Origin of the sequence: Qipengyuania gaetbuli (genome assembly GCF_020171365.1) — a bacterium.
In the GTDB taxonomy this organism is placed as follows: Bacteria; Pseudomonadota; Alphaproteobacteria; order Sphingomonadales; family Sphingomonadaceae; genus Qipengyuania; species Qipengyuania gaetbuli_B.
The window spans coordinates 808,898-832,956 of record NZ_JAIUZO010000002.1; the positions used below are offsets into that span (position 1 = coordinate 808,898).

Annotated in this window: 23 protein-coding genes, 1 tRNA gene and 1 riboswitch; of the genes, 11 read left to right on the forward strand and 13 right to left on the reverse strand. The window is 64.8% G+C overall.

What is annotated here, in order from left to right; genetic code table 11:
* Positions 1-17: 17 nt before the first annotated feature.
* Positions 18-91: transfer RNA gene (locus tag LCL94_RS04530), tRNA-Gly, on the reverse strand.
* Between the two features lie 115 nt (positions 92-206).
* Here LCL94_RS04530 and LCL94_RS04535 point away from each other — a divergent pair.
* The 6 genes from LCL94_RS04535 (at position 207) to LCL94_RS04560 (ending at position 5,334) form a co-directional block, all read left to right on the forward strand.
* Positions 207-1,280, forward strand: a complete 1,074-nt coding sequence (locus LCL94_RS04535; RefSeq protein ID WP_224831169.1) for a PLP-dependent cysteine synthase family protein — start codon at positions 207-209, stop codon at positions 1,278-1,280.
* Between the two features lie 27 nt (positions 1,281-1,307).
* Entirely contained in the window at positions 1,308-2,522 is a 1,215-nt protein-coding gene (locus LCL94_RS04540) for a DUF819 domain-containing protein (protein ID WP_224831170.1), read from the forward strand.
* 89 nt (positions 2,523-2,611) lie between these two features.
* On the forward strand, positions 2,612-4,105 hold the full coding sequence (locus LCL94_RS04545) for a CoA-acylating methylmalonate-semialdehyde dehydrogenase (protein ID WP_224831171.1): 1,494 nt from the start codon (positions 2,612-2,614) through the stop codon (positions 4,103-4,105).
* Positions 4,106-4,152: 47 nt separating this feature from the next.
* Positions 4,153-4,620 carry a hypothetical protein gene (locus tag LCL94_RS04550; protein ID WP_224831172.1) on the forward strand — a complete coding sequence of 156 codons (468 nt, stop codon included), beginning with the start codon at positions 4,153-4,155 and terminating at the stop codon, positions 4,618-4,620.
* Positions 4,621-4,630: 10 nt separating this feature from the next.
* Complete coding sequence (locus LCL94_RS04555) at positions 4,631-4,930, forward strand: I78 family peptidase inhibitor (RefSeq protein ID WP_224831173.1); 300 nt, start codon at positions 4,631-4,633, stop codon at positions 4,928-4,930.
* The gene (locus LCL94_RS04560; protein ID WP_224831174.1) at positions 4,927-5,334 is read left to right on the forward strand and encodes a RidA family protein; all 408 of its coding nucleotides are present in this window, start codon (positions 4,927-4,929) and stop codon (positions 5,332-5,334) included. The genes LCL94_RS04555 and LCL94_RS04560 overlap by 4 nt, the downstream gene beginning before the upstream one ends.
* Here the strand turns inward: LCL94_RS04560 and LCL94_RS04565 are convergent.
* A complete protein-coding gene (locus tag LCL94_RS04565) occupies positions 5,331-5,534 on the reverse strand; it encodes a DUF2892 domain-containing protein (RefSeq protein ID WP_224831175.1) in 204 nt (67 codons plus the stop codon). The two genes, LCL94_RS04560 and LCL94_RS04565, sit on opposite strands and share 4 nt — an antisense overlap.
* A gap of 264 nt (positions 5,535-5,798) precedes the next feature.
* Between LCL94_RS04565 and LCL94_RS04570 the strand changes: the two genes are divergently transcribed.
* The 4 genes from LCL94_RS04570 to mmsB all read left to right on the forward strand — a co-directional run bounded on the left by LCL94_RS04570 (position 5,799) and on the right by mmsB (position 9,845).
* The gene (locus tag LCL94_RS04570; RefSeq protein ID WP_222553733.1) at positions 5,799-6,944 is read left to right on the forward strand and encodes an acyl-CoA dehydrogenase family protein; all 1,146 of its coding nucleotides are present in this window, start codon (positions 5,799-5,801) and stop codon (positions 6,942-6,944) included.
* Positions 6,941-7,987, forward strand: a complete 1,047-nt coding sequence (locus LCL94_RS04575) for an enoyl-CoA hydratase/isomerase family protein (RefSeq protein ID WP_224831176.1) — start codon at positions 6,941-6,943, stop codon at positions 7,985-7,987. Before LCL94_RS04570 ends, LCL94_RS04575 begins: the two co-directional genes overlap by 4 nt.
* A complete protein-coding gene (locus LCL94_RS04580; protein WP_224831177.1) occupies positions 7,984-8,766 on the forward strand; it encodes an enoyl-CoA hydratase-related protein in 783 nt (260 codons plus the stop codon). Before LCL94_RS04575 ends, LCL94_RS04580 begins: the two co-directional genes overlap by 4 nt.
* A gap of 212 nt (positions 8,767-8,978) precedes the next feature.
* Positions 8,979-9,845, forward strand: a complete 867-nt coding sequence (mmsB, locus tag LCL94_RS04585; protein ID WP_160608209.1) for a 3-hydroxyisobutyrate dehydrogenase — start codon at positions 8,979-8,981, stop codon at positions 9,843-9,845.
* Here mmsB and LCL94_RS04590 read toward each other — a convergent pair.
* On the reverse strand, positions 9,832-10,554 hold the full coding sequence (locus tag LCL94_RS04590) for a hypothetical protein (RefSeq protein WP_224831178.1): 723 nt from the start codon (positions 10,552-10,554) through the stop codon (positions 9,832-9,834). The two genes, mmsB and LCL94_RS04590, sit on opposite strands and share 14 nt — an antisense overlap.
* Positions 10,555-10,618: 64 nt before the next feature.
* Here LCL94_RS04590 and LCL94_RS04595 point away from each other — a divergent pair, with 64 nt between their 5' ends.
* Positions 10,619-11,419: an NTP transferase domain-containing protein gene (locus LCL94_RS04595; protein WP_224831179.1), complete on the forward strand. Its 801-nt coding sequence runs from the start codon at positions 10,619-10,621 to the stop codon at positions 11,417-11,419.
* Positions 11,420-11,423: 4 nt separating this feature from the next.
* On the opposite strand, the gene gcvPB is transcribed toward LCL94_RS04595, so the two are convergent.
* The 10 genes from gcvPB to LCL94_RS04645 all read right to left on the reverse strand — a co-directional run bounded on the left by gcvPB (position 11,424) and on the right by LCL94_RS04645 (position 23,953).
* Positions 11,424-12,995, reverse strand: coding sequence for an aminomethyl-transferring glycine dehydrogenase subunit GcvPB (gene gcvPB, locus LCL94_RS04600; RefSeq protein WP_224831180.1), 1,572 nt, complete (start codon positions 12,993-12,995; stop codon positions 11,424-11,426).
* Entirely contained in the window at positions 12,992-14,353 is a 1,362-nt protein-coding gene (gcvPA, locus tag LCL94_RS04605; protein ID WP_224831181.1) for an aminomethyl-transferring glycine dehydrogenase subunit GcvPA, read from the reverse strand. Before gcvPA ends, gcvPB begins: the two co-directional genes overlap by 4 nt.
* Positions 14,354-14,391: 38 nt before the next feature.
* Positions 14,392-14,763, reverse strand: coding sequence for a glycine cleavage system protein GcvH (gcvH, locus tag LCL94_RS04610; protein ID WP_160608214.1), 372 nt, complete (start codon positions 14,761-14,763; stop codon positions 14,392-14,394).
* Positions 14,764-14,766: 3 nt separating this feature from the next.
* A complete protein-coding gene (gcvT, locus tag LCL94_RS04615; RefSeq protein ID WP_224831182.1) occupies positions 14,767-15,942 on the reverse strand; it encodes a glycine cleavage system aminomethyltransferase GcvT in 1,176 nt (391 codons plus the stop codon).
* Between the two features lie 161 nt (positions 15,943-16,103).
* Positions 16,104-16,198, reverse strand: a riboswitch (glycine riboswitch).
* Between the two features lie 85 nt (positions 16,199-16,283).
* Positions 16,284-17,468 (reverse strand): serine hydrolase domain-containing protein, encoded by a 1,185-nt coding sequence (locus tag LCL94_RS04620; protein ID WP_224831183.1) that lies wholly within the window; start codon positions 17,466-17,468, stop codon positions 16,284-16,286.
* A gap of 37 nt (positions 17,469-17,505) precedes the next feature.
* Positions 17,506-18,447, reverse strand: coding sequence for a sulfite exporter TauE/SafE family protein (locus LCL94_RS04625; RefSeq protein WP_224831184.1), 942 nt, complete (start codon positions 18,445-18,447; stop codon positions 17,506-17,508).
* A complete protein-coding gene (metH, locus tag LCL94_RS04630) occupies positions 18,423-21,029 on the reverse strand; it encodes a methionine synthase (RefSeq protein ID WP_224831185.1) in 2,607 nt (868 codons plus the stop codon). Before metH ends, LCL94_RS04625 begins: the two co-directional genes overlap by 25 nt.
* Positions 21,029-22,075: a homocysteine S-methyltransferase family protein gene (locus LCL94_RS04635; protein ID WP_224831186.1), complete on the reverse strand. Its 1,047-nt coding sequence runs from the start codon at positions 22,073-22,075 to the stop codon at positions 21,029-21,031. Before LCL94_RS04635 ends, metH begins: the two co-directional genes overlap by 1 nt.
* Position 22,076: 1 nt before the next feature.
* Positions 22,077-22,976 carry a methylenetetrahydrofolate reductase gene (gene metF, locus LCL94_RS04640; RefSeq protein WP_263611821.1) on the reverse strand — a complete coding sequence of 300 codons (900 nt, stop codon included), beginning with the start codon at positions 22,974-22,976 and terminating at the stop codon, positions 22,077-22,079.
* A gap of 17 nt (positions 22,977-22,993) precedes the next feature.
* Entirely contained in the window at positions 22,994-23,953 is a 960-nt protein-coding gene (locus LCL94_RS04645; RefSeq protein WP_224831188.1) for an ArsR/SmtB family transcription factor, read from the reverse strand.
* Between the last annotated feature and the right edge of the window lie 106 nt (positions 23,954-24,059).

Below are 24,059 nucleotides of genomic sequence, written 5' to 3' on the forward strand. Positions count from 1 at the left end.
CCGGTCTTTCGGGAAGCTGGAGCGGGTGAAGGGAATCGAACCCTCGTCGTCAGCTTGGGAAGCTGCTGCTCTACCATTGAGCTACACCCGCGAGGCGGCGCGGCGCTTGCCACGGATGGCGCGGCGCGGTCAATCGATTCCGGCAGCGGCGGAAAAAGGGGCCGGCGCGGGTTCACCTTCGCGGTTTAGCCGATAGAAGGGGGCCCATGGCAACCAAGCGTGAATGGGTGAACTGGGCGATCGGGCGGATCGAGGCGGACTTTAACCGGTCGGCCGACACGCACCTGATCCCGCTGCCTGTGCCCGCGCTGCCCGATATCGCCATCTACCTGAAGGACGAATCGAGCCATCCGACCGGCAGTCTCAAGCACCGGCTGGCGCGCTCGCTGTTTCTCTACGGCCTGTGTAACGGCTGGATCTGCGAAGGCACGCCCATCGTCGAGGCATCGAGCGGGTCGACCGCGGTGTCCGAAGCCTATTTCGCGCGAATGCTGGGCCTGCCCTTCATCGCCGTGGTCCCCAAGTCGACTGCGCAGGCCAAGATCGACGCCATCGCCTTCCATGGCGGCAAGTGCCACTTCGTCGACAATCCTTGCGAGATGTACGACGCGGCCCAGTCGCTCGCCGACGAGCTTGGCGGCCACTACATCGACCAGTTCACTTTCGCCGAACGGGCAACCGACTGGCGCAGCAACAACAATATTGCCGAATCGATTTTCGCCCAGATGGCGCGCGAACCCCATCCGGTGCCGCGCTGGATTGTCTGCGGTGCAGGCACCGGCGGCACCTCGGCCACCATCGGCCGCTTCGCCCGCTACAACCGTCACGACACGCGTGTATGCGTTGCCGATCCGGAAGGCTCGGTCTTCCATCGCCACTGGGCCGACCGTTCGATCGAGCGCGTCGATCATCCTTCGGGCTGCATCGAGGGCATCGGCCGCCAGCGCGTCGAACCGAGCTTCCTGCCCGACGTGGTCGACCGGATGGAAGCGGTCAGCGACGAATGTTCCATCGCCGCCGCCCACGAGGTGAGCGAACGGCTCGGGCGGCGCTGCGGCGGATCGACCGGGACAAATGTCTGGGCCTGCGCCAAGATTGCAACCGACATGGCCGAACGCGGCCTCAAGGGCTCCATCGTGTCCATCCTGTGCGATGACGGGGCGCGCTATGCCGACACGATCTTCGACGATGGCTGGCTGGCGCAGAAGGGCTTCGACATCACGCCCCAGCGCAAGAAGATCGCCCATTTCTTCGAGACCGGCACTTTCGCAGCCGGCTGACCGGATTTCCTCCGAGGAGAGCAATACGTGATTACCGACGACCGGATCATCCTGGGCCTGCTGGGCGTCGTCCTGGCATTCGTCTTCGCCACTCGCGACCGGCCGGGCTGGCAGAAATTCTACACGTTCGTACCGATCATCCTCGTCTGTTATCTCGTCCCCTCGCTGATGGTCACGTTCGGCCTGATCGATGTCACGGAAAGCAATCTGTGGGCCGTGGCCAAGGACTTCTTCCTGCCAGCCGCCCTGTTCCTGATGACGCTCAGCATCGACCTGAAGGGCATCCTCGGCCTCGGCAGCAAGGCGATCATCATGTTCCTGACCGCCACGCTCGGCATCGTACTGGGCGGTCCGGTCGCGCTGTTCATCGTCGCGCAGTTCGACCCCTCGATCATCGGCGCGGGTGACAATGCCGCCTGGCGCGGGCTGGCCACGCTGGCCGGCAGCTGGATTGGCGGCGGTGCCAACCAGACGGCCATGCTCGAAGTCTACGGCTACAATATCGAGCGCTATTCGGCGCTCATCGCGGTCGACATCATCGTGGCGAACATCTGGATGATCTTCCTGCTCTACGGCGCCGGGGCGAGCGAAAAGGTCGACCGCTGGCTCGGCGCGGACAGCAGCGCGATCGACGCGCTGCGTGACAAGATGGCGGATTACACAAGCTCGGTGGAACGTGTGGCCAAGGCCAACGACTACGTCCTCCTGTTCGGTGTGACGCTGGCAGTGGTCGGCCTGTGCCACCTCGTCGGCAATGCGCTGGGCGGCTTCTTCGCCGAATTGCAGGGCGAGGAAGCGACTTTGGCAAGCGGGTTCTTCTGGGTCGTGGTCATTGCGACGACCTTCGGCCTTCTCGCAAGCTTCACCCGCGCCCGCGAACTCGAAGGCGTCGGCGCGAGCAAGTTCGGCACGCTGTTCATCTTCCTCCTCGTCGCGATCATCGGCACGAAGATGGACGTGACCCAGCTCGGCGAAGCGCCCGGCTTCATGGCCGTCGGCCTCATCTGGATGGTGTTCCACGTCATCCTGCTGCTGGCCGTGGCAAAGCTTATCAAGGCGCCGTTCTTCTTCGTGGCCGTCGGCAGCAAGGCGAACGTGGGCGGCGCGGCGTCGGCACCGGTCGTGGCAGCGGCATTCCATCCGGCGCTTGCGCCGGTGGGTGTGTTGCTCGCGGTTCTGGGTTATGCCTTGGGCACATACGGCGCGATCCTGTGCGCGCAGATGATGGCAGCGGTCGGTTAGGCGCAAATCGGCCCGGTTTCATTTGATACCGGTTGATTTCGAAGCCTCTCCTTGCCAAGGCCGCTGGCAAGAAGAGAGAGGATTCCCCCATGCGTCAGGTTGACCATTTCATCGTCGGCGACAGCCCCGCCGCCACCCGCAAGCACCAGATCTGGAACCCCTCCACTGGCGAGGTTCAGGCCGAGGTTGCGCTTGGCGATGCTGCCCTCCTGCAGCAGGCCATCGATGCGGCGAAGAAGGTCCAGCCCGCCTGGGCCGCGACCAACCCGCAGAAGCGCGCGCGCGTCATGTTCGAATTCAAGCGGCTGGTCGAAGCGAACAAGCAGGAACTCGCCGAACTGCTCTCGAGCGAACACGGCAAGGTCGTGGAAGATGCGCACGGCGACGTGCAGCGCGGTCTCGAGGTCATCGAGTTCGCCTGCGGCATCCCGCAGGCGCTGAAGGGCGAATACACGCAAGGCGCAGGCCCCGGCATCGACGTCTATTCGATGCGCCAGCCGCTCGGCATCGGGGCGGGCATCACCCCGTTCAACTTCCCGGCGATGATCCCGATGTGGATGTTCGGCATGGCGATCGCGGCGGGCAACGCCTTCATCCTCAAGCCGTCCGAACGCGACCCCAGCGTACCGGTGCGCCTTGCCGAACTGATGCTCGAGGCAGGCGCGCCCGAGGGGCTGCTGCAGGTCGTCCACGGCGACAAGGAAATGGTCGATGCGATCCTCGACCATCCCGATATCCCGGCGATCAGTTTCGTCGGCTCGTCCGACATCGCGCAGTATATCTACTCGCGCGGCGCGGCCAATGCGAAGCGCGTGCAGGCCTTCGGCGGCGCGAAGAATCACGGCATCGTGATGCCCGATGCCGATCTCGACCAGGTGGTGAACGACCTGGCCGGCGCGGCCTTCGGCTCGGCTGGCGAGCGCTGCATGGCGCTACCCGTCGTGGTGCCGGTGGGCGAGGATACGGCGAACCGTCTGCGCGAAAAGCTGATCCCCGCGATCAATGCGCTGCGCGTCGGCGTCTCCAACGATCCCGATGCGCATTACGGACCGGTCGTCACGCCCGAACACAAGGCGCGCGTCGAAGGCTGGATCGACACGGCCGAAAAGGAAGGCGCCGAAGTCGTCATCGACGGTCGCGGCTTCAGCCTGCAGGGCCACGAGAACGGCTTCTTCGTCGGCCCGACGCTGCTCGACCGTGTCACCACCGACATGGACAGCTACAAGGAAGAAATCTTCGGCCCCGTGCTCCAGATCGTGCGTGCCAAGGATTTCGAGGACGCCGTCCGCCTGCCTAGCGAGCACCAGTACGGCAACGGCGTCGCCATCTTCACCCGCAACGGCCACGCCGCTCGCGAATTCGCGAGCCGCGTCAATGTCGGCATGGTCGGCATCAACGTGCCGATCCCGGTCCCCGTGAGCTACCACAGCTTCGGAGGCTGGAAGCGTTCAGGATTCGGCGACATCGACCAGTACGGCATGGAAGGCCTGAAGTTCTGGACCAAGGCGAAGAAGGTCACCCAGCGCTGGCCAGACGGCGGCGGCGACGGGTCGAACGCCTTCGTCATCCCGACCATGGGATAAGAACAGGCTTCGGGGCGTTGGAAGGAAGCGTTTTCAAGGAGATATCCATGCGCTTCCTGCTCTCCGCCGCCCCGCTTCTGCTTTTGGCGGCCTGCTCGGACCCCGTTCGGGATGCGGACAGGCAGGATGGCGGGGATGCTGCCATGCCGGTCGAACCCGGTGGCGGCCCCGGCGATGGCGCAGCGCCGATGCCCGAACCGGTTGTGACAGACGAAATTCCGGTCGCGTTCCGCGGCGTCTGGGACAGCGTTCAGGGGACATGCGACGCCGCATCCGATTTGCGCATCGAGATATCGCCCAAGGCCATCGGTTTCTACGAATCGCGCGGCGAGGTCACGCGGGTCGAGATCGACAATCCGGACCGCATCGTGGTCTCGCTCGCGATGGAGGGCGAAGGCGAAAAATGGGAAATGGCCCGCCAGTTTACGCTCACCGAAAACGGGACCATACTGACCCCGCGCTCGGTCAATGAAGAGCAGTTCAAGCCGGTACCGCTCAAACGATGCGAGAGCTGAGGAGAATTTCATGCGCGCCATGCTTGCCGTCCTGACCGCCCTGCCCCTCGCCGCCTGTGCCACCACAACCGTGGCTGACGGAGATCTCCCGCCCGCTCGCGCAGAAGGCACATGCAACGCGGCCGCCGCACAGGGCCACATCGGCCACACCGCCAGCCAGGCCATGGGCGCGGCAATCCTCAAGGACAGCGGCGCGCAGTCGCTGCGCTGGGGTCCGCCCGAATCGGCATGGACGATGGATTACCGCCCGGACCGGGTGAACGTGCGCTACGACCGCGACATGAAGATCACCGAAGTCACCTGCGGGTGAGCGAGCGGCGGCACGCCTTCACCGGCTCGCCCTACGAAGCACAGTTCGGGTTCGCGCGCGCGGTGCGCGCCGGCAACCGCATCATCGTCGCAGGCACCGGACCGGTCGAGGACGACGGCTCCTCGACGAAAGGCGGCGCTGCTGACCAGGCCGCACGCTGTTGTTCGCTGATCCTGCGCGCCATCGAGGATCTGGGCGGAACGGCAGCTGACGTCGTCCGCACGCGGATGTTCCTGACCGACCCGGCCGACCAGGACGCGGTCGGAGAGGTCCACGCCCGCTTTTTCGGCGCTGCGAGCCCTGCAGCGACGATGGTCGGCGCCGCGTGGCTCTGCCGCAGCGAATGGCGCGTCGAGATCGAGGCCGAAGCGGTGCTAGGCGAGGGAACTTCGGGCGGCGCCTAGCCGGTCTTGCAGGTGCTGATGCCGAAAGGCAGGTAGGCCGGACAGAACGAGACGAGGCTCGTCACCACGAAAATCGCCGCGACCACGTAAGCGATGGTGGCGAACAGGCCGGTCACCGTTCCGGTCGCTGCAAGCACTATGAGCACGACCGCGGCAATCAGGCGGACGGTCTTGTCGAGCGATCCCATATTCTTGCGCATCACTAGTTCTCCTTGGGGCCAATCCTCGCTGGCGCCCCCATCGTCGGGGGAGCCTGTCCAGACTAGGCGCAAACCGGGCTGCGACATTGATCTGGCGCAATATCGAACGCCGGGAACCGGTCCGAAATGCGTGGGCAACAAAGCTAGTTTGTCCGAAGGCGCGAAGCAGTGATTGGAAAGCCGCGCCGCACCGCCCGGCAATCGTTCGCGCGCGAGGTGGCGCGCCCCTTCCCTCGGGCCTCCAGCAGCGCTAGAGCGCGGGCCATGACAGGACAATTCCAGCTCACCGAAGAACAGCTCGCGATCCAGGAGATGGCGCAGCGTTTCACCGCCGACAACATCACTCCCCACGCTGCGGAATGGGACGAGAAATCGCATTTCCCGCGCGACGTGATCCAGCAGAGCGCCGAGCTCGGCTTCGGGGCGATCTACGTGTCGGAAGAAAGCGGCGGCATCGGCCTCGGCCGGCTCGAGGCGGCACTGATCATGGAAGCCATGGCCTATGGCTGCCCGGCGACCAGCGCCTATATCTCGATCCATAACATGGCTGCCTGGATGATCGACCAGTTCGGCGGCGCAGAGGTGAAGGCGAAATACCTTCCCGACCTCGTCACCATGGACAAGATCGCCAGCTACGCGCTCACCGAACCGGGTAGCGGCTCGGACGCGGCAGGCCTCAAGACGAGCGCTCGGCTCGACGGGGACCACTATGTCCTCAACGGCACCAAGCAGTTCATTTCGGGCGGCGGTTTCAACGACGTCTACGTGACGATGGTCCGCACCTCCGACCACAAGACCAAGGGCATCACCTGCCTCGTGATCGACAAGGACACGCCCGGCGTGTCCTTCGGCAAGCCGGAGAAGAAGCTTGGCTGGAATGCCTCGCCCACCGCGCAGGTCATTTTCGAGGATGCGCGCGTGCCCGTCGCCAACCGCGTGGGTGACGAGGGCGAAGGCTTCCGCTTTGCCATGATGGGCCTCGACGGCGGCCGCCTGAACATCGGCGCCTGTTCATTGGGCGGGGCGCAGCGCTGCCTCGACGAGGCAGTAGCCTACACCAAGGACCGCAAGCAGTTCGACACGCCGATCGCCGACTTCCAGAACACGCAGTTCATGCTCGCCGACATGGCGACCGAGCTGGAGGCAGCCCGCGCCCTGCTCTACCTCGCCGCGGCCAAGGTGACCGACGGCGCGCCCGACAAGAGCAAGTTCTCCGCCATGGCCAAGCGCCTTGCGACCGACAGCGGATCGAATGTGGTCAACAACGCGCTCCAGCTGTTCGGAGGCTACGGTTACCTGCGCGAATATCCGATCGAGCGCTTCTGGCGCGACCTGCGCGTGCATTCGATCCTCGAAGGCACCAACCAGGTGATGCGCATGATCGTGGGACGGGACCTGCTTCGCCAATGACCGACGACATCAACATCCACCGCCACGGCGCGGTCGGCCACCTTTCGCTGAACCGCCCCAAGGCGCTGCACGCGCTGACCCTCGACATGTGCCACGCGATGAGCGCGGCGCTGAGCGAATGGGCTGGTGACGAAAGCGTCGAGGCCGTGGTGCTCGACCATGCAGAGGGACGCGGCTTCTGCGCAGGCGGGGACATCAACCTGCTGCGCAATTCTGCGCTGAACGACGGCGGCGCATCGGGCCGCGCCTTCTTCCACGACGAGTACCAGCTCAACCACCAGATGATGACCTATGACAAGCCGATCGTGGCTTTCATGGACGGCATCACCATGGGCGGCGGCGTGGGCATCGCCCTGCCGGCCAAATACCGCGTCGCGACCGAACACACGCGCTTCGCCATGCCGGAAACGGGCATCGGCCTGTTCCCCGACGTGGGCGGCGGCTGGCACTTGTCGCGCCTCGGCGGGAGGCTCGGCCAGTTCCTCGCGCTGACCGGCGCGCGGCTCGACGGGGCCGAATGCCTGTGGGCTGGCATCGCCACGCACTACCTCCCGGCCGAGAAGCTGCCCGAGGCGAAGGCCCGCATCATCGAGCATCCGGGCCGCATCGCCGGCATCCTTTCGGAGCTTTCGGTAACGCCCCCGCCGGCCCGGATCGAGGGCAATGCCGACAAGATCGCCAAGCATTTCGCCTCCGACCGCTACGAGGACATCCTCGCCAGCCTCGAGGCTGACGACAGCGACTGGGCGGCCAAGGAACTGGCGACGCTGGGCACGAAAAGCCCGCAAACCTGCAAGGTTGCGCTGCGCCAATTGGCCGAAAGTCAAAATCTCGACAATTTCGCCGACAACATGGCGATGGAGTACCGCATCGCGTCCCGCGTCCTGACTCGCCCCGATTTTGCCGAGGGCGTGCGCGCGGTGATCGTGGACAAGACGAACGACCCCAAATGGGATCCGGCAACGCCCGAGGGCGTGAGCGAGGAACTGCTCGAACAGATCTTCGCCCCGCTTCCCGCAGACGAGGAATGGAAACCCCTATGAGCTTCGAGACCATCACCGTCGAACAGCGCGACGCCGTCACGCTGATCACCTTGAATCGTCCGCAGGCACTCAATGCACTCAACAGCAAGGTGCTCGAAGAACTGATCGAGGCTTTCGCCGCCTACCAAGCCGATGCCAGCCAGCTTTGCGCGGTCCTCACCGGTTCGGGCGACAAGGCCTTTGCCGCCGGTGCCGACATCAAGGAAATGAGCGAGAAGGCCGCGGCCGACTTCTACCTCGACGATTTCTTCAGCCCGTGGACGAGCGAGATCGTGAAGAAGACCCGCAAGCCGTGGATCGCCGCGGTCAACGGCTTCGCGCTGGGCGGCGGGTGCGAGCTCGCCATGATGGCCGACCTCATCATCGCCAGCGAGAACGCCAAGTTCGGCCAGCCCGAAATCAAGCTTGGCGTTGCCCCCGGCATGGGTGGCAGCCAGCGCTTGACCCGCGCCATCGGCAAGTCGAAGGCGATGGAAATGTGCCTCACCGGCCGCATGATGGGCGCCGAGGAAGCAGAGCGCAGCAACCTCGTCGCGCGCGTCGTGCCGCATGAAAACCTGCTCGACGAAGCCATAAAGACCGCCGCACAGATCGCAAGCATGCCTCCGATGGCAGCCATCGCGAACAAGGAAATGGTCAATGCCGCCTTCGAGACCAGCCTCGACCAGGGCCTGATCATCGAGCGCCGCATTTTCCAGATTCTCACCGCGAGTGAAGACAAGCAGGAAGGCATGGCCGCCTTCATCGAAAAGCGCGAGGGCAAGTGGAAGGGTAGGTAAGGCTTTGAGGGTGCGCAACTATTTTGCCGGAATTGGGACATACCTTCGCGTATTGGTGATCCTGTTTTGGTTCTTGGTGGGTATCATTGCCATCCGGAATGTATCTGCCGGTGCACCCGCGGCACCATGGTGGATGATCATAGCATTCGCTGCGGTCACGGTCCCCTTCTGGTTTGCTGCGAAATGGCTCCAGTCATTTAAGGATTAGTCCAATGAAAATCGCCTTCATCGGCCTCGGCAACATGGGCGGCGGGATGGCCGCGAACCTCGTCAAGGCGGGGCACGAGGTGAACGCATTCGACCTGTCCGAAGCGGCGCTTGCGGCCGCCAAGGAAAACGGCTGCGCGACCTTCACCGATGCCTCCGAGGCGGTGCAGGGCGTCGACGGCGTGGTGACCATGCTGCCCAACGGCGGGATCGTGAAATCGGTCTACGAAGGCAGCGTTATCGGCAAGGCTCCGGCAGGCGCGGTCCTTCTCGACTGCTCGACCATCGATGTCGCCACCGCAAAGGAAGTCATCGCGAAGGCCGAGGCGGCCGGATACGACATGGTCGACGCGCCCGTTTCCGGCGGTATCGCGGCAGCCAATGGCGGCACGCTCACCTTCATGGTCGGCGGCACCGACAAGGCTTTCCAGCGCGCCAGCGAAGTGCTCGACCCCATGGGCAAGGCCGTGATCCACGCAGGCGATGCAGGTGCGGGCCAGACCGCAAAGATCTGCAACAACATGCTGCTCGCCATCACCATGATCGGTACTGCCGAGGCCATGACCATGGCGAAGAAGCTCGGCCTCGACCCGCAGAAGTTCTACGAGATTTCGAGCGTGTCGAGCGGCTACAACTGGTCCTTGAACGCCTACACGCCCCTACCCGGCGTCGGCGTGCAGAGCCCGGCCGACAATGACTACCAGGGCGGCTTTGCCACCGCGCTGATGCTCAAGGACCTGCGGCTCGCGATGGAGGCCGCTGCCAGCGTCGATGCGACGACCGTGCTGGGTTCGCAGGCTGCGGAGATCTACGAGGCTTTTGCCGAGCAGAATGGCGCACTCGATTTCTCGGCGGTGATCAAGACCCTCTGATTTCCTCGATGATCGCCGCGAGCCACTCTCGCGGCGCTTTCCGGCGTCCGATATCGGCGACGAATTCCTGCCCGCGTGCGACGCTGCGCAGGCGCTTGTCGCGCAGCCAGCGATCGGGCCTGTCGTGATAGCTCAAGCCGCCGGGCTTCAGCCATGCCGGCCGCTGCCAGATCGACGGCGGTCCGTCGGGAACGGTCAGCCGCAGGCCATCGCTAGCCCGCGCCGCTACCTGCCCGCGTCCCGCATAGACCGTGTCGTTGCTGCCGTGCATGGCAAGCGCGTGCGGATGGCCGCGCTCGACCAGCCAATCGGGCGCTCCCCCAGCGAGCGGGATGATCTCCTCGATCTCGAGAAACCCGAAAATCCGGTGGTGCGGATCGTCGCCATTTTCGCGGAACAGGCCGAAGAAGAGGAATACATCGCCAACCCCCACGCCGCGGTTCTCGAGATGGGTTTGCGCCGCCCCGACCTGCCCGAACAGGCAGCGGTCTTCCTCGACGAACATGGGATCATGGTGGCAGGCCTCCTGCGCGCCATACCGGCCGCGGCTTGCCGAATGGGCATGGTCGCCAAGACCGAGATCGCCATAGGTCGTGCGCGATGCGGCGCCGGCGGGGATCGGCAGGCTGACAGGCGCGCCGTTCACGATAGGCGACGGTCCGCCACCCGCCGCGCTGTCAAAGCCCTTCCTGCTGAAGATGATCCTCATGACGCTCTCGCTGCCCGTCGGCACAGGTCATGACAAGAGGCCTGTTGCTGGCTAGAGCCGCATTATGAGCCTGAACGAGAACCAAAAAGTCACTGCTCTGGTCCTGGCCGGCAAGCGCTCCGGGGCGCTCGATCCTTTAGCCGAGGCTTCGGGCGTTACGCAAAAATGCGTCGTCCCAGTGGCGGGAAAACCGCTGGTCGAACACGTCGTCACCGCCTTGGCAGATTGCCCCGAAGTGAGCAGCATCCGCGTGGTCGCGCACGAGCCTGACGAGATCGCTGCAATCGATGCGGTCGCGGCGCTTGTCGCGCAAGGCCGCATGACCTTCTACGAGGGCGCGCACAATCTCGTCGACAGCATCTTTGCAGGCGCGGAAGGAGCCTCGTTCCCGCTGATTGTCACCACCGCCGACAATTGCCTGTGGCGGGCCGAAGATTATTCCGAATTCATCGCCAAGGCGCTGTCGGCCGGCGCCGACGCCGGTGCAGCGCTCGCCCGCAAGGAAGATGTGCAGGCCGCCGATCCGCGTGGGCAGGCGAAGTTCTACCAGTTCGCCGATGGCGGCTTTTCCAACTGTAACACCTACTGGGTCGGCAGCGAGAAAGCCCTGAAAGCCGCCGAAGTCATGCGCGGCGGCGGGCAGTTCGTGAAGCACCCGCTGCGCATCGCGCAGGCCTTCGGCTTCATGAACCTTATCCGCTTCTACCTCGGCAACGGCACGCGCGAGAAGCTGTTCGGCCAGGTTGGCCGCCGCATGGGGTTGAAGATGGAGCCGGTCGTCATGTCGAACGGCAATTGCGCTATCGACGTCGACAACCGGCGCACCTGGGAGGTCACCGACCGGTTGCTGCGCGAACGCAGCTGACCGGTCAGGCCATGTTCGCGTCGTTCCAGGCGAGCACCGGCTTGCGGGCGGCCTGGGTTTCATCGAGGCGGCGACGCGGCGCGTAATGCGGCGCGGTCTTCATCGTCTCGTCACCCGCCTTCGCCCGCTCTGCAACGCTGCGCAGCGCCATGATGAACTGGTCGAGCGCCGCCTTGCTCTCGGTCTCGGTCGGCTCCACCAGCATCGCTCCGTGCACCACCAGCGGGAAGTACATGGTCATCGGGTGGTAGCCCTCGTCGATCAGCGCCTTGGCGAGATCGAGGGTGGAGAGGCCTTCTGCGAATCCGTCGTCCGAGAACAGCGCCTCGTGCATGCACGGGCCGCTCGGTCCGAAGGGTGCGTCGAGCACGTCTTCCAGGCTGCGCAGGATGTAGTTGGCGTTGAGGACTGCGTCTTCCGCCACCTGCTTGAGGCCGTCCGCGCCGTGGCTGAGGATATAGGTCAGCGCGCGGGTGAACATGCCCATCTGCCCGTGGAAGGCGGTCATGCGGCCGAAAGCCTGCACATGGCCGTAATCGGCGGCGTTCTCTTCCTCGACGAGGTGGACCACACCGTCGGCGGTGCGCGCCGTGAAGGGCAGCGGACCGAAGGGCGACAGGGCCTCGGACAGCACTACCGGGCCCGAACCCGGGCCGCCGCCGCCATGCGGGGTGGAGAAGGTCTTGTGCAAATTGATGTGCATCGCATCGACGCCGAGGTCGCCCGGGCGGACCTTGCCGACGATGGCGTTGAAGTTCGCGCCGTCGCAATAGACGAAACCGCCGGCCGCGTGGACCGCATCGGAGATCGCCTTCATGTCGCGCTCGAACAGGCCGCAGGTGTTGGGGTTGGTGATCATCACCGCCGCAACGTCGGGACCAAGGCGGGCCTTCAGAGCCTCCAGGTCGACGCGCCCTTCCGGGGTCGCGGGGATGTCCTCCACCTCGTAGCCGGCGAATGCGGCGGTGGCGGGATTGGTGCCATGAGCGCTTTCGGGCACCAGCACGACCTTGCGCGCATCGCCGCGCGCTTCGAGTGCGGCGCGAATGCACAGGATGCCGCACAGTTCGCCATGCGCGCCTGCCTTGGGGCTCATCGCGACGCCGTGCATGCCGGTCAGCTCGATCAGCCAGTGAGCGAGCTCGTTGATGACTTCCAGCGCACCGGGCACGGTCTGCACCGGCTGGAGCGGGTGGACATCGGCGAAGCCGGGCATCCGCGCGACCTTCTCGTTGAGGCGCGGATTGTGCTTCATCGTGCAGCTTCCGAGCGGGAAGAGGCCGAGATCGATCGCGTAGTTCTGGCGCGAGAGGCGCGTGTAGTGACGCACGGTTTCAGGCTCGGACAGGCCGGGCAGGCCGATCGCAGCTGCACGCTCCATGCCGCCGAGGCGCGTGGCAGCGCCGGAAGGTTCGGGGAGGTCAACGCCGGTCGTCTCGACATGGCCGATCTCGAACAGCAGCGGCTCTTCGAGCATCAGCGCACGGTTGCCGGTCACGGTATCGGGGCCGCTCATCGCATTGTGGTCCTGAACGGGAGTGCCGGGCTTCCAGCCGGACTGGTTGGGCGCGCTCATGCCAGCACCTCCTCGAGTGCGGAGGCAAGGGTTTCGACATCCTCCTCCGTGGTGGTTTCGGTGACCGCGACCAGCAGGCCGTCGGCCAGTTCCTCATTGTCCGGATAAAGCCGGCCCAGCGACACGCCGCCGAGAATGCCCCGGTCGGCCAGCTTGCGCACGACCTTGCGCGCGTCCTGGCCGAGGCGGACGGTGAATTCGTTGAAGAAGCTGTCGTTGAGCACGCTCACGCCGGGGACCTTGGCCAGCCGGTCGGCGGCGTGGCAGGCGAGGCGGTGGTTTTCCATCGCCAGGCGGCGCAGGCCCTTCTCGCCGAGCAGCGTCATGTGGACGCTGAAGGCAAGTGCGCAGAGCCCCGAGTTGGTGCAGATATTGCTCGTCGCCTTCTCGCGGCGGATATGCTGTTCGCGCGTGGACAACGTCAGCACGAAGCCGCGCTTGCCCTCGGCGTCGACAGTCTCGCCGCACAGGCGGCCGGGCATCTGGCGCACGTGTTTGGGATCGCGCACCGCAAAGAGACCGAGGTAGGGGCCGCCGAACTGGAGGCCCACGCCAATCGACTGGCCTTCGCCCACGACGATATCCGCACCCTGTTCACCCGGCGACTTGATCGCGCCCAGCGCCACCGGCTCGGTGTTGACGACGATCAGCAGCGCGCCCTTTTCATGCGCGGCATCGGCGATCTGCTGGAGATCGGGCAGGCGGCCGAGGATGTCGGGATACTGGACCACGACGCAGGACGTCTGGTCGTCTATCCGCGCAATCAGCCCGTCATTGTCGGGCTGCGCCTGCAGTGCCGGGCGCGCGTGGGCGATCTCGTCCTCGGTGAACTTTGCCATGGTCTTCACGACCTCGGCATAATGCGGGTGCAGCGCGCCCGAGAGCACGACGCGCTTCTTGCGCGTTACGCGCCCCGCCATCGCGACCGCTTCCCAGCACGCGGTCGAACCGTCGTACATCGAGGCGTTGGCGACCGCGCAGCCGTAAAGGCGTGCCACCTGCGTCTGGAATTCGAACAGCATCTGCAGCGTGCCCTGCGCGATTTCCGGCTGGTAGGGCGTGTAGGCAGTAAGGAACTCGCCGCGCTGGATGATGTGGTCGACGCTGGCCGGCACGTGGTGGCGATAGGCCCCCGCCCCGAGGAAGAAGGCCGCATCCGCAGCCGCGAGGTTCTTCTTCGACAGTCGCCGCATGTGCTTTTCGACCGCCATTTCGCTGGCGTGCATCGGCAGGCCTTCGATCGGGCCGGACAGGCGTGCCGCTTCCGGCACGTCGACGAACAGCGCATCCACATCGGGAGCGCCGATCTTTTCCAGCATGGCCGAACGGTCGGCATCGGTAAGCGGCAGGTAACGCATCTTGGAAAAACCCCTAGTGCCCTTTGCGGGCAGTCAGATCAGAGACCGTCGCAGAAGCTCTTGTAGGCAGCCTGGTCCATCAGGCCTTCGAGCTGCGACTTGTCGGAGACGGTCATGCGGAAGAACCAGCCGTCCTCTTCAGGCGAGCTGTTGACCAGCGCCGGATCGTCTTCCAGCGCGCCGTTGGCCTCGGTCACTTCTCCGCTGATCGGCGCATAGACGTCGCTGGCCGCCTTAACGCTTTCGACCACGGCGGCGTCCTTGCCCTTTTCGAGCATGGTGCCCACGCTCGGCAGTTCGACGAAGACGATGTCGCCGAGCTGGCCCTGTGCGTAATCGGTAATGCCGACCGTGGCGGTGTCGCCTTCGAGGTCGATCCATTCGTGTTCGTCGGTGAAGTAACGGGCCATGTGTCAGTTCCCTCTGTGATAGCGATGGGGGACGAAGGGCATGGGTACGACCTTCGCCGGCAGTCTCTTGTTACGAACCTCGATCTCGACCGCGGTTCCCGGTTCGGTATGGCTTTGCGCCAGATAGCCCATGGCGATGGGCGCGCCGAGCGTGGGCGAGAAGCCGCCGCTGGTGATGCGGCCGATCTGCTTGTCGCCGTCGAACACCAGCGCACCCTCGCGGGCGGGCAGGCGCCCATCGAGCGAAAGGCCGACGCGCTTTTCGGCCGGACCTTCGTTGAAGACCTTCATCACGGCCTCATGACCCATCCAGCCGCCTTCCTCGCGGCGCTTCTTGGTCAGCGCGAAGACGAGATCGGCGGATACCGGATCGGTTTCGGTGGTGATGTCATGGCCGTAGAGCGGGAGGCCCGCTTCGAGGCGCAGAGAATCGCGCGCGCCAAGGCCGACCGGGCGAACCTCGATTTCGGCGCACAGGCGATCGCACAGGCTCTCGGCGAACTCGGCGGGCACGGAAATCTCGAAACCGTCTTCGCCGGTATAGCCGGCGCGCGTGATCCGCAGCGGCCATTCGCCGAAGTCGTACGTCACGCTTTCCATGAAGACCATGTCGTCGATGACGTTGCGCATGACGCGGTTGAGCGCGGTCGCGGCATTCGGACCCTGAAGGGCGATCAGCGCCTGTTCGTCGAGATGGGTCAGGGTGATTTCGTCGGGCAGGTGCTCGCGCAGATGGGCGATGTCGTCCCACTTGGTCGCACCGTTGACGACGAGGTAATAGGCCGGATCGCCCCAGTGCCCTTCGGTCCCGGCCTCTTCGTCGGCGTCGATCCAGGGCGTGGCATTGGTGACCATGAGATCGTCGATGATGCCGCCGTTCTCGTCGATCAGCAGCGAATAGCGCACCTTGCCCGGCTTCAGCGAGGCGATTGCGCCGGGCAGCAGCTTCTCGAGCTCTTCGGCCACGTTTTCGCCGGTCAGCATGAGCTGGCCCATGTGGCTCACATCGAACAGGCCCGCCTGCGTGCGGGTCCATTCGTGTTCGGCGACGATGCCGTCGAACTGGATCGGCATTTCATAGCCGGCAAAGGGCACCATGCGCGCGCCCTTGCCGCGATGCCACGCGTCGAGCGGCAGCTTCTCGATTTCCTGCGGAATGTCGTCGTTATCGTCGCTCAAGACCCGTCCTCAAAGCCAAGCATGGCAGCGCCCGGAGCGGACGCCGTTACAACCCATGCCCCCTCTGTCGGGTGACCTGAGAGACTGGCCTGCAAATGAGCAGGTTTACCCCTTCGGTGGCGCATCGCGACTGGCACGAAGCGCGCTTTCCAGAGTGTCGATGGCAGCGCACGGTCCTGAGGCCTGAGAGTTTCCGGGGCGGTTGCTCCTTCGGCGCTGGCGGGTGTCCCCGGACCAGCTCTCCCATGCGCGCCTGCCGTAGAATCGCTTCCGTGGCCGACGCGAAACGCCCTGCGCGATAAGCGGGGCGCGGTCAATTCCCCAAGGCAGCCGAAATGCGCCTATTTCCCCGCTCTCGCGGCCTTTTCCATCGCACGGCGGACCAGCCTGACCTCTTCGGGCGCAAAACCGCCTTCGTCGGGCGCGGTGCGGTCGGGCACGGAGGAGGTGAAATAGGCGATGCCGCGCCCGCCGACCGGATCGAACCACAGGCCCGAGCGCAGGCCGTAGGCCTCTCCCGCATGGCCGACATAGGCCTTGCCGTCGCCGACGAGAGTGTCCGCACAGGGCGCGGGCCGCATCTGGATTGCCTGGAAGCCCAGCGCATAAGCGCAGAAGAAATCTTCCTCGTTGGCGGCGACAAGGCCGAGGGAGGTGCCGATCTGGCCCCAGCGGCGCGCCGAGACCACCCGCTCGTCCACCTTGACCAGCGCCTGGCCGAGCCGTGCGAGATCGAGCATCCCGATCCTCAACCCGCCCTGCGGCGAGAAGATCGAGGCGTTGGTGCCCGGCACATAGCCGTCGAGCGAACAGGCGGTACCTTCGGCAACAGGGATGGTGCAATTGGGCGGCAGGTCGGCAGCGTCGTCGCGCGCGACATCGCCCGTGCTGCGATAGAGCGTAACGGCTCGCGCAATGGTTTCCGGCTCGCAGCCGATCCAGTTGAGACAGGCATCGATGCCCAGCGGGGCGAAGACCAGCCGGTCGACGAGGCGATCGTACCGCTCCCCGCTTGCCGCCTCGAGCACAGTTGCCACCACCGGCGAGCCGAGATTGGCATATTCGAACGGCGCTTCGCCCGGGGGTGCCTCGGCATACCATGCGCCGGGTTCCGAAAGCCTAGCCTCGAGGCTTTCGCCGAGCGGGATGACATAACCTGCATCGTCGCGCAGGCCGGAACGGTGGGACAGGATCTGCGCGACAGTAACCGGCGCGTCGGGAAAAGCGGGATTGCGCAGTTTCCACCCGAGATAGCGCGACACGTCGGCATAGGGATCGAACTTGCCCTCGTCCGCCAGCTTCATTGCGGCGAGCGCCATCACCAGTTTCGAAATGCTCGCAATCCGAACGGGATCGTTCGCTTGGACCGCCCTGCCGCTTTCGCGGTCGGCCAGCCCCTCCACGATGACCGGCTCCGCGCTCTTGGCATCGAAGACCACGGCAACCGAAGCGGGCCGTTGCTGCGCCGGCAGGCTGGCGCAGGCCGGCAGCATCAGGAGGGCGGCGATGGCAGGGACAATCCGCATGGAAGGGGACGATTGCCGCACCCTGCGCGCCTGTCAATCAGCCGCGGTTGAGCCAGAGGAGATAGAGTGCGGACAGCACGATCCATCCGCCATCCAGCGTCTTCAGCCGCCGTGCGCCGAGCCATAGTGCGATAGGGCGCGCAAGGAAGCCGCCAAGTGCCGCACCGGGGGCGGCAAGCAGTACGACCTCCCACTGGATGGTGCCCGCATCGATATGCCAGATCGCGCCAGCAATGACGCTGACCGAGGAAATCAGGCAGGCGGCACCGGTACACAGCAGCACCGGATAATGCCGAATGAAGAGATAGAGCGCGACCAGTTCGCCGATCCCGACGGAGAACAGGGCAGTGAGCACGCCGCCCGGGATCGCCAGGAGTAGCAGCACCATCAGGTCGAAGCGTTCGAGCCGGTCTTTCTCGGGCCGCGTGAGATTGACCGTCCAGGTGGAAGCAATCAGCGCAATGCCGAGCAGGATCGAGAAACCCTTGTAGCCCATCAGCACTGCATGCTGGTCGAACGACGTCAGCCGCTGCGTCAGCAGCATTGCGGGCAACGACAGGGCGAGGACGGCAAGCGCGACGGTGAAGAAGTCGCGGGGCGACACCTGCGCGTGCAGCGGCTCCGGATCGGGCTGGTGATAAAGTCGATCGGTCCAGCGCAGCGCGCCCATCGTCATACCGAAGCTCTGGATACACATGGAGACGCCGACTACCTGCAGCGGCTGCAGGTCCATCACGCTCCATTCGCGCAGCGCGTTGAAGACCGGCACGAATACGACGCCCCCTCCCGTGCCCGAGGTGTTCGCGATAATCGCTCCGATGACGCCGATGCCGGGCAGGAACCACAGCCGCGCCATCAGCTCCGGATCGAACGGAACGGAGAGCAATAGCAGGGCATAGGCGACCAGCAGCACGCAGCCGCCGATCACCACCAGCCGCCCTTGGGGCAGCGCGCTCAGTCCAGATTGGGTCGCAGCCATCTCTCGGCCGTCGCCATATCGATGCCCCGGCGGCGCGCATAGTCTTCCAATTGGTCGCGCCCGATGCGGGCGACGCCGAAATACTGGCTTTCGGGATGGCCGAAGTAGAACCCGCTGACTGCCGCAGTCGGATACATGGCGAAATTCTCGGTCAGCGTGATGCCGGTGCGCGCTTCCGCCTCCAGCAGGTCGAACAGGACCGGTTTCAGGCTGTGGTCGGGGCAGGCGGGATAGCCCGGCGCCGGGCGGATGCCGCGGTATTCCTCCTTGATCAGCGCCTCGTTGGTCAGCTGTTCCTGCGGCGCATAACCCCACAGGTCGGTGCGCACATGCTGGTGCAGCGCTTCAGCAAAGGCTTCCGCGAACCGGTCGGCCAGCGCCTTCAACAGGATGTCGGAGTAATCGTCCTTGTCCTCGATGAAGCGCTTCGAATGCTCCTCGATACCGTGGATGCCGACGGCAAATCCGCCGAGCCAGTCACCGGCCGGATCGATGAAATCTGCAAGGCACATGTTCGCGCGGTCGCGGCTTTTCTTCACCTGCTGGCGCAGGAAAGGCAGGACCGTATGCGTTTCGCCTTCCGGATCGTGGATGGTCACGTCGTCCCCGTCACGCGCGCAGGGCCAGAAGCCGGCGACGCCGCGTGCGGTCAGCCATTTGCCCTCGATGATCCGGTCGAGCATCGCATTGGCATCGGCGAACAATTGCTGCGCCGTTTCGCCCACCACCTCGTCCTTGAGGATGGCGGGATAGGTGCCGTGCAATTCCCAGGCGCGGAAGAACGGGGTCCAGTCGATATACTCGCGAAGATGGGAAAGATCCCAGTCCTTGAACGTGTGCAACCCCGGCTTCAGCGGCGGGGCGGCCTTGTCCGACAGAAAGGCGTCGTAGAAATTGGCCCGCGCTTCTTCCAGGCTCAGCAGTACGCTCTGGCCCTTGCCCGCTCGCGCATCGCGGACCTTCTCGTATTCGGCGGCGGTAGCGTCCACGAATTCGTCACGCTGCGTGTCCGAGAGCAGGCGGCTGGCTACACCGACTGCGCGGCTCGCATCGAGCACGTGGATCACGGGCCCGTCGTAGGCAGGGTCGATGCGCAGGGCCGTGTGGACCTTGCTGGTGGTCGCACCGCCGATGAGCAGCGGCATGGTCATGCCCGCACGGTTCATCTCCTCGGCGACGGTGACCATCTCGTCGAGGGAGGGGGTGATGAGGCCAGACAGACCAATCATGTCGGCATCGTTTTCGTTCGCGGCAGCGAGGATCTGCGACCACGGGACCATCACGCCCAGATCGATCACTTCGTAGCCATTGCACTGCAGGACCACGCCGACGATGTTCTTGCCGATATCGTGGACGTCGCCCTTCACCGTGGCCATGACGATCCGGCCCTTGGCCTTGGCGCCTTCTTCCTTCTCCGCTTCGATGAAGGGGATGAGGTGGGAGACCGCCTTCTTCATGACACGCGCGGATTTCACCACCTGCGGCAGGAACATCTTACCGCTTCCGAACAGATCGCCGACGACGTTCATGCCGTCCATCAGCGGGCCTTCGATGACTTCGATCGGGCGATCGAACTGCTGGCGCGCTTCTTCCGTATCGTCGACGACATGGGCGTCGATGCCCTTGACCAGAGCGTGCTCGAGGCGGCGCGCAACCGGCCAGCCGCGCCATTCTTCTTCGGCCTTCTCGTCGGCCGCGCTCTTGCCGCGATAGCTTTCGGCAAGCGCAATCAGGCGCTCGGTCGCATCGTGGCGACGCATGAGGATCACGTCCTCGCACGCTTCGCGAAGTTCGGGGTCGATCTGGTCGTAGACGTCGAGCTGGCCCGCATTGACGATAGCCATGTCGAGGCCGGCGGGGATCGCATGGTAAAGGAAGACCGAGTGCATCGCCCGGCGCACCGTCTCGTTGCCGCGGAAGCTGAACGAGAGGTTCGACAGGCCGCCGCTGGTCCGCGCATGGGGACAGCGCGCCTTGATCTCGCGCACCGCCTCGATGAAATCGAGACCGTAGCGGTCGTGCTCCTCGATCCCCGTCGCGACGGCGAAGATATTGGGATCGAAGATGATGTCTTCGGGCGGGAAGCCGATGCTGGTCAGCAAGTCATAGGCGCGCGCGCAGATTTCTACTTTGCGGTCCTTCGTATCGGCCTGCCCCTCTTCGTCGAAGGCCATGACGACCACGGCAGCGCCGTAGTCCATGCACAGCCTCGCATGGTCGAGGAATGCCTCCTCGCCTTCCTTCATGCTGATCGAATTGACGATCGGCTTGCCCGACACGCATTTGAGGCCTGCCTCGATTACCTCCCACTTGGAGCTGTCGATCATCACCGGCACTCGGGCGATATCGGGCTCGGCAGCGATGAGCTTGAGGAAGGTGGTCATCGCCCGCTCGGCATCGAGCAGGCCCTCGTCCATGTTGACGTCGATGACCTGCGCGCCGTTCTCGACCTGCTGGCGCGCGACCTCGACCGCCTTTTCGTAATCGTCGGCAAGGATCAGCTTCTTGAACGCCGCCGAACCGGTGACGTTGGTGCGCTCGCCGATATTGACGAAGCGGGCGGTGGTACTGCTCTGGGTCATCAGGCGGCAATCGTGAAAGGTTCGAGGCCCGCAAGGCGCATGTCCGGCGAAATCTCCGGGATCTGCCGGGGGGGCAGTCCCTTCACCGCTTTGGCCATGGCCGCGATGTGAGCGGGCGTGGAGCCGCAGCACCCGCCGATTACATTGACGAGCCCGCCCTGGGCCCATTCCTCAATCATTCCCGCGGTTTCTTCAGGTAGCTCGTCATATTCGCCGAGATCGTTCGGCAGACCGGCATTGGGATAGACCATCACCAGCGCATTGGCGATGGCGCTGAGCGAGCGGACGTGCGGGCGAAGCTGGGCAGCCCCGAACGAACAGTTGAGCCCGATCGTGAGTGGACGGGCATGGCGCACCGCATACCAGAACGCCTCAACGGTATGGCCCGAGAGATTGCGACCCGAAAGATCGGTCAGTGTGAGCGAGATCATCAACGGAACCTCGCGGCCAAGCTGGCGCTCGAGTATCCGTGCGGCCATGATCGCGGCCTTGCAATTTAGCGTGTCGAACACGGTCTCGATCAGGATGAAGTCGGCCCCACCCTCGACCAGAGCAGCCATCTGCTCGCGATAGACATCGACCAGAAAATCCCAGTCGATCTCGCGAAACCCGGGATCCTCGACATCGGGGCTGAGCGACAGGGTCTTGTTGGTCGGCCCGACCGATCCGGCGACAAAGCGTGGGCGGCCATCTCTCGCCGCAAACTCGTCCGCCACGCGGCGAGCGATCCGCGCGCTCTCGACATTGATTTCGCGAACCAAATGTTCGGCACCATAGTCGGCCTGGCTGATCCGGTTGGCCGAAAACGTGTTCACCGAGGCGATATCGGCCCCTGCCTCGAAATAGGCGCGGTGGATGCTTTCCGGCACGTGCGGCGCGGTCAGCGCGAGGATATCGTTGTTGCCCTTCTGGTCATACGACAGGCCCAGCGAACCGGCGAATTGCTCTTCGCTCAGCCTGAAGGCCTGGATTTCAGTCCCGAAACCACCGTCGTTGATAAGGATACGCTGCGCGGCGGCAGCTTCGAATTCTCTACGCTTAGACATGTCAGGCCTTCGGACGCAGGCCGAGCATGTGGCAGATCGCATAGCTCAGCTCGGCGCGATTGAGGGTGTAAAAGTGGAACTGGCGAACCCCGCCCGCATAGAGGCGGCGGCACAGTTCTGCAGCGATGGTGGCGCTTACCAGCTGGCGCGCCTCGGGACGGTCGTCGAGACCATCGAAAAGCCCTTCCATCCAGTGAGGGATTGCCGTGCCGCACAGGCCCGACATGCGCTGGACGGCCGCGAAGCTGAGCACCGGCATTATGCCCGGGACGATCTCGCCCTCGATCCCGGCCGCGGCCGCGCGGTCGCGGAATTCGAAGAAACACTGCGGATCAAAGAAGAACTGGGTGATGGCGCGGGTCGCGCCAGCATCGAACTTGCGCTTGAGATTGTCGAGATCGGCCTGGCGATCAGGCGAATCCGGATGCACCTCGGGATAGGCGGCGACGGAGATTTCGAAGTCTGCCACCTTCTTGAGGCCCGCGATCAGCTCGGCCGCATTGGCATAGCCGCCGGGATGGGGTGTGTAGGCGGAACTGCCGTCGGGCGGATCGCCGCGCAGGGCGACAATGTGCCGCACTCCCTCTTCCCAGTATTCGCGTGCCACGGCATCGACCTCCTCGCGCGTGGCGTTGACGCAGGTCAGGTGGGCAGCGGCGGGCATCGCAGTTTCGTTGACGATCCGGCGTACGGCGGCATGGGTCCGCTCGCGCGTGGAGCCGCCCGCGCCATAGGTCACCGACACGAAGCGCGGACCGAGCGGGGCAAGGGTTTCGACGCTGTGCCACAGCGTTTGCGCCATCGCCTCGGTCTTCGGGGGGAAGAACTCGAAGCTGACGTCGATATCGCCGGGCAGGCCGGAGAAGAGCGGCGTTTCGAGCGCGCGCTGGGCTTCGCGCATCTGGTCGAGCGTGGGGCTCACGAGGCTTTCCTTCCTGCGGCCACGCAGCGCTGCGCGACCCAAATCTTCACGGCCAGTTCGCCGTCTGCAAGGGCAATCGGGGCTTCAGGGTCGAACCCTGCATCGGCCAGCAGCCCTGCCATCTGCTCGTCGGAAAAGCCGAGGCGGGCATGGGCATGGCGTTCGCGCAGCTCCTCGCGCTGGTGAGCGGCGAAGTCGACGATCGCGACACGTCCGCCGTTGCGCGTGACGCGGGCGGCCTCGGCGAGGACCGTCGCCGGATTTTGCGCGAAATGCAGCACCTGGTGGAACAGCACGGTATCGAAGCTCGACGGGGCAAATGGCAGCTGGGCGAAATCGCCCTGCACCAGCTCGACCCGCTCGGTCGGCAGGTGCTGGAGCTTCGCGCGGGCAACGCGCAACATCGCCAGGCTCTTGTCGAGCGCAACGATATGATCCGCCCCTTCTGCGAAAAGCTCCGCCATGCGGCCCGTCCCGGTACCGATATCGAGCAGCCTGCCCAGCCGGTTGTCGCCGAGCGCCCCGCGTAGTGCCGTCTCCACCTCCGCGTCGGAGGAATGCAGGCGGCGCAGTTCGTCCCAGTCGTGCGCATGGTCGGCGAAATACTGTTCGGCCTGTTCTTCGCGTGCCGAGCGGATTTCCGCCAGTTTGCGGCGATCGTCCTCGCAAAGGCCTGCGAATTCGTGATCGGAGCGTTCGGCGGCCTCAAGCAATTTGAGCACTTCGCTGCATAACGCCCCGTCGGCGCGGGCGCGCAGGAATATCCAGCTTCCCTCGCGGCGCCGCTCTGCAAGGCCGGCATCGCACAGGATGCCGATATGGCGCGATACGCGCGGTTGGCTTTGGCCTAGGATCTGCGCGACCTCACCCACTGCAAGCTCCATCGAACCGAGCACCCGCAAGATGCGAAGGCGCGTCGGATCGGCAAGCGCGCGGAAGATGGCCTCGGTTCGCATGCGGAAACATATAAAGATATTTTTATATCTGTAAACGTAGCAAAGCCACGGCCGCCGAAAGCTGCTCTCCATGCGACCGGCAAGCCCTTGGCGCTAACGGGAAATT

Excerpts from the sequence above, each read along its gene's own strand:
- LCL94_RS04535 (WP_224831169.1), top strand. The coding sequence starts at position 207 with ATGGCAACCAAGCGTGAATGGGTGAACTGGGCGATCGGGCGGATCGAG.
- LCL94_RS04545 (WP_224831171.1), top strand. The coding sequence starts at position 2,612 with ATGCGTCAGGTTGACCATTTCATCGTCGGCGACAGCCCCGCCGCCACC.
- LCL94_RS04550 (WP_224831172.1), top strand. The coding sequence starts at position 4,153 with ATGCGCTTCCTGCTCTCCGCCGCCCCGCTTCTGCTTTTGGCGGCCTGC.
- LCL94_RS04555 (WP_224831173.1), top strand. The coding sequence starts at position 4,631 with ATGCGCGCCATGCTTGCCGTCCTGACCGCCCTGCCCCTCGCCGCCTGT.
- LCL94_RS04565 (WP_224831175.1), bottom strand. The coding sequence starts at position 5,534 with ATGCGCAAGAATATGGGATCGCTCGACAAGACCGTCCGCCTGATTGCC.
- LCL94_RS04570 (WP_222553733.1), top strand. The coding sequence starts at position 5,799 with ATGACAGGACAATTCCAGCTCACCGAAGAACAGCTCGCGATCCAGGAG.
- LCL94_RS04575 (WP_224831176.1), top strand. The coding sequence starts at position 6,941 with ATGACCGACGACATCAACATCCACCGCCACGGCGCGGTCGGCCACCTT.
- LCL94_RS04580 (WP_224831177.1), top strand. The coding sequence starts at position 7,984 with ATGAGCTTCGAGACCATCACCGTCGAACAGCGCGACGCCGTCACGCTG.
- mmsB (WP_160608209.1), top strand. The coding sequence starts at position 8,979 with ATGAAAATCGCCTTCATCGGCCTCGGCAACATGGGCGGCGGGATGGCC.
- LCL94_RS04590 (WP_224831178.1), bottom strand. The coding sequence starts at position 10,554 with ATGAGGATCATCTTCAGCAGGAAGGGCTTTGACAGCGCGGCGGGTGGC.
- LCL94_RS04595 (WP_224831179.1), top strand. The coding sequence starts at position 10,619 with ATGAGCCTGAACGAGAACCAAAAAGTCACTGCTCTGGTCCTGGCCGGC.
- gcvPB (WP_224831180.1), bottom strand. The coding sequence starts at position 12,995 with ATGAGCGCGCCCAACCAGTCCGGCTGGAAGCCCGGCACTCCCGTTCAG.
- gcvPA (WP_224831181.1), bottom strand. The coding sequence starts at position 14,353 with ATGCGTTACCTGCCGCTTACCGATGCCGACCGTTCGGCCATGCTGGAA.
- gcvH (WP_160608214.1), bottom strand. The coding sequence starts at position 14,763 with ATGGCCCGTTACTTCACCGACGAACACGAATGGATCGACCTCGAAGGC.
- LCL94_RS04620 (WP_224831183.1), bottom strand. The coding sequence starts at position 17,468 with ATGCGGATTGTCCCTGCCATCGCCGCCCTCCTGATGCTGCCGGCCTGC.
- LCL94_RS04625 (WP_224831184.1), bottom strand. The coding sequence starts at position 18,447 with ATGGCTGCGACCCAATCTGGACTGAGCGCGCTGCCCCAAGGGCGGCTG.
- metH (WP_224831185.1), bottom strand. The coding sequence starts at position 21,029 with ATGACCCAGAGCAGTACCACCGCCCGCTTCGTCAATATCGGCGAGCGC.
- LCL94_RS04635 (WP_224831186.1), bottom strand. The coding sequence starts at position 22,075 with ATGTCTAAGCGTAGAGAATTCGAAGCTGCCGCCGCGCAGCGTATCCTT.
- metF (WP_263611821.1), bottom strand. The coding sequence starts at position 22,976 with ATGCGCGAAGCCCAGCGCGCGCTCGAAACGCCGCTCTTCTCCGGCCTG.
- LCL94_RS04645 (WP_224831188.1), bottom strand. The coding sequence starts at position 23,953 with ATGCGAACCGAGGCCATCTTCCGCGCGCTTGCCGATCCGACGCGCCTT.